A 3045-nucleotide genomic window follows, 5' to 3' on the forward strand; every position below is an offset into this window, starting at 1 on the left:
CGGCAGAACCTATACCAATCCTAACACAACAGGTTTTTTAAACCAGAAAACAAAAGCTTTTAATAGCCTGAGTTTAAATTGGGCGTATTTAATTAGTCCGCAAAAAATATTGTACGCCTCGGTAAATAATGTTTTGGGTTTTAAAAACATTAACGGCTACCAATATGCTAACACACCAGATATAAACGGACATTTTAACAGAAGAGCCTTGCAGCCAGCCACCGATCAATTCTTTTTTGTAGGCTTCTTTTGGACCATAAGCGAGGATAAAAAGAGCAACCAGTTGGATAATTTATAGGGCGTTACGCCTCCTAAGGTCGTCGGGCTATCCGTTCCAAGTCCTCGCTTCTGCCCTAAGGCGCAAAAGCTGTGGGCTATCCACTACTATCCCTGCCTGCCGGCAGGCAGGCCTAACGCGGGCATATCTGCTATGTTTTTAAATAACCAGTAATTTTACTAATTCTTAATGCGAACTGAAACATAAGAACCGTTCAAAATTTTCCAATCTCCATCTTCTTTTATCAGAGTGAAATAGTCTAAATTATTATTTCTTGGTTCGCCATTTATTATAAATGTTGCATCAGCTCTTACAAATGCTAACATTCCCATTTCCATGTGGACTGTAAAATCAGAAACCGGTTCTGTATATTTTGTTGGGTTATCATAAGATTTTAAGCGTTCCAAAAATTCTTGAATGGTATAAGTGTTAGTAATCCATTTTCCATCTCTTAAAGAAGCGCCAGATATGTTAGCCTTCTCGCTAAACATTGTTGATATTGCGTCTGTGTCGTAATTTCCAACAGCGATTAGAAATTGTTCTACTAGATTTTTAACAGCTACTTTTTCAGATTCCATATCCAATACATCTGTTTGTTGAGCAGAAGTCAAAAAACTTAATGTGAGTCCAATAAAGAGTATAAGTATTCTTTTCATTTCCATTTCAATTCAATTAAAGTCTGTTCAGCCTTGCTGCCGATGTGTTTGTGTATGGTTAGTTGCGTGGTTAAGTACGTAATTTAGCAAATAAAAACCGAATAGAAAATCCGAAAGGATATTCGTAAGTAGTCTAGAACCCAGCAATTAACCTGGCTGCCGGCCGGTTATATACGTTGTTAGCCTTTCGTTATTTCTCCAGTTCTTGCTCAATTTCAACTAATATGGTTTCTATTTCTGCCTTTAATCCTCCAAATAAACGAGGCCCATTTGTGGCTTTAGCCAACAGTCTGTATGGCAACAGAATATTTTCAAATTCAACTGATTCGAACATCCGTTTGTTATTTACCTTTTCGGAAATCGACTTGTGTTCAAAATCCATAAATCCTATATCCTTTACAATGTTTCGCACACTTCCCTCCTTATATACAAAAGTGCGCAATTTTTCGTCAGCGAAATCTGCTCCATTTAACTGTATGTCTAATAAATCTAATGAACTTTCAAAAGAGGCCAGATGTTGCCTTAAGCTTTTATTCTCAATGATATTGAGCTTACCTGAACTAATGATATCGCTTAAAACTCCTTTTGCCGGCAAATAGCCTAAAGCACTACCAAGAATAGGGAGGAACATTTGAGAAATTGCCTGATTACTGACTGTGTCAAGGACATTTCTGTCAAATAAGGTCAATAGATTATCAAGTGCTACTACCCGTTGCTCATTTTCTTTAATGGAAGTGTTTATTTTGTTCAGATTCGTTTCAAATTCTGCTTGCAGCGACAATAAATATTCCTGTTCTACCTTTCTTTGTTCGTTGTAATTATTGTTATTGTTAATTTGTAAAGCAATTAAAATCCCAATAACAACAAGGATAATTTCGCCAAAAGCATAAATCAGATATTTACTGAATTTGTTTTCAGAGAGTAAGTTTTGTCGAATTTTTCTGAAGAATTTTATCATTTGGTTAGTGGTTGGTCATAATGAAGGCTAACGTCTTGGTGAATGAGTTGTAGCGTTAGTTTAGAACGTAATTTAGCAAATATAAAGCGAATATAAAATCCGCTAGGGTTTTCCAATTACACACAGAACAAGCAATTAATTATACTCGTTGTTGTGCTTTCGTTATTTTTTTAATTCGGTTTTAAGGATTTCAATAATTTCTTTTGATTCGTCTATGTTTTGATTAAGATTATTAATGTATGCTCCATATACAATACTTTTCCAATCAAGATAAGCATCTAAAGCAATATACATATCTGGGTATCTTTTTTCAATAGTTAGCATTTGTCTTAATTGTGATTGATTATGATACTTTTTCTGTATTAAAACTGATGCGCCTTTTAAGGCCGCTTCTTTCAATAAATCACTAAGATCACCCAAGTTGGCTGAAAATGACTTTATGTTCTCCAATTTACTTTTGTTATATTGTGTCAATAAACCCCGAAGTTTAGGATTGAAAATTTTTATATCTCCTGTGTTTATGAGCGTTTCAATAGTACTTGTTTTATATTCTAAACCAGAAGTAGAAAAATTATTTTTTAGTATGCTATCGAAAATTTCAGTAATGCTTAAATTGGGTTTCGCATAAATTTTGTTATAGTCCTCTATTTTTTTTATTTCTGCCTGTAAGTATGATATCTTTTCTTTAGCAAAGTTGTTATCGATTTCAAAATCAGATAAAAGTTGTTGGTAGTAATTTTCCTTTAAATTTTCTTCTTTTCTGGACTCATTCCAATTATTAATTGATAACGCAATTAAAATTCCAATCACTACGAGCACAATTTCGCCAATTGCATATTTAAAATATTTGCCAGTTTTACCTTCTGAAAGTAAATTTTGCCTAATTTTTCTAAAGAATTTTATCATTGGTTAGCGGTTGGTTATAATGACGCACAACGTTTTTGTGTAAGGAACGTTGCGGTTTTGTGTGCGAGGATTTTCCGAAGGAAAATCAGACGTAACAAAACAAGCAACGACCTTTAAATTTAGCCTAAACAGCAATTTTTTATATACTGTGTTGGCAATAGTTTTTTATTTGCTACTTAATGGAGGCACCAACTAAATTATAAAATACATGAGCACTATCAATATACTTTTGATTTTCTACATATTTA

At 33.7% G+C, this 3045-nt stretch carries 3 protein-coding genes and 1 pseudogene; 1 reads left to right on the top strand and 3 read right to left on the bottom strand.

Translation table 11 applies throughout. The annotated features are described in order from the left end of the window. Positions 1-298: pseudogene (locus WBN21_RS15065) on the top strand (TonB-dependent receptor); the annotation flags it as partial. 158 nt (positions 299-456) lie between these two features. Here the strand turns inward: WBN21_RS15065 and WBN21_RS15070 are convergent. The 3 genes from WBN21_RS15070 to WBN21_RS15080 form a co-directional block, all read right to left on the bottom strand. Beyond that, positions 457-933: a nuclear transport factor 2 family protein gene (locus WBN21_RS15070; protein WP_424201711.1), complete on the bottom strand. Its 477-nt coding sequence runs from the start codon at positions 931-933 to the stop codon at positions 457-459. A gap of 190 nt (positions 934-1123) precedes the next feature. Beyond that, complete coding sequence (locus tag WBN21_RS15075; protein WP_424201713.1) at positions 1124-1891, bottom strand: DUF6090 family protein; 768 nt, start codon at positions 1889-1891, stop codon at positions 1124-1126. A gap of 162 nt (positions 1892-2053) precedes the next feature. Continuing rightward, entirely contained in the window at positions 2054-2797 is a 744-nt protein-coding gene (locus WBN21_RS15080; protein ID WP_424201715.1) for a DUF6090 family protein, read from the bottom strand. Between the last annotated feature and the right edge of the window lie 248 nt (positions 2798-3045).

Origin of the sequence: Algibacter sp., from assembly GCF_049667265.1 — a bacterium.
Taxonomy (GTDB): Bacteria; Bacteroidota; Bacteroidia; order Flavobacteriales; family Flavobacteriaceae; genus Algibacter_B.

Coding starts and splice junctions, on each gene's coding strand:
- WBN21_RS15075 (WP_424201713.1), bottom strand. CDS start 1,891: ATGATAAAATTCTTCAGAAAAATTCGACAAAACTTACTCTCTGAAAAC.
- WBN21_RS15080 (WP_424201715.1), bottom strand. CDS start 2,797: ATGATAAAATTCTTTAGAAAAATTAGGCAAAATTTACTTTCAGAAGGT.
- WBN21_RS15070 (WP_424201711.1), bottom strand. CDS start 933: ATGAAAAGAATACTTATACTCTTTATTGGACTCACATTAAGTTTTTTG.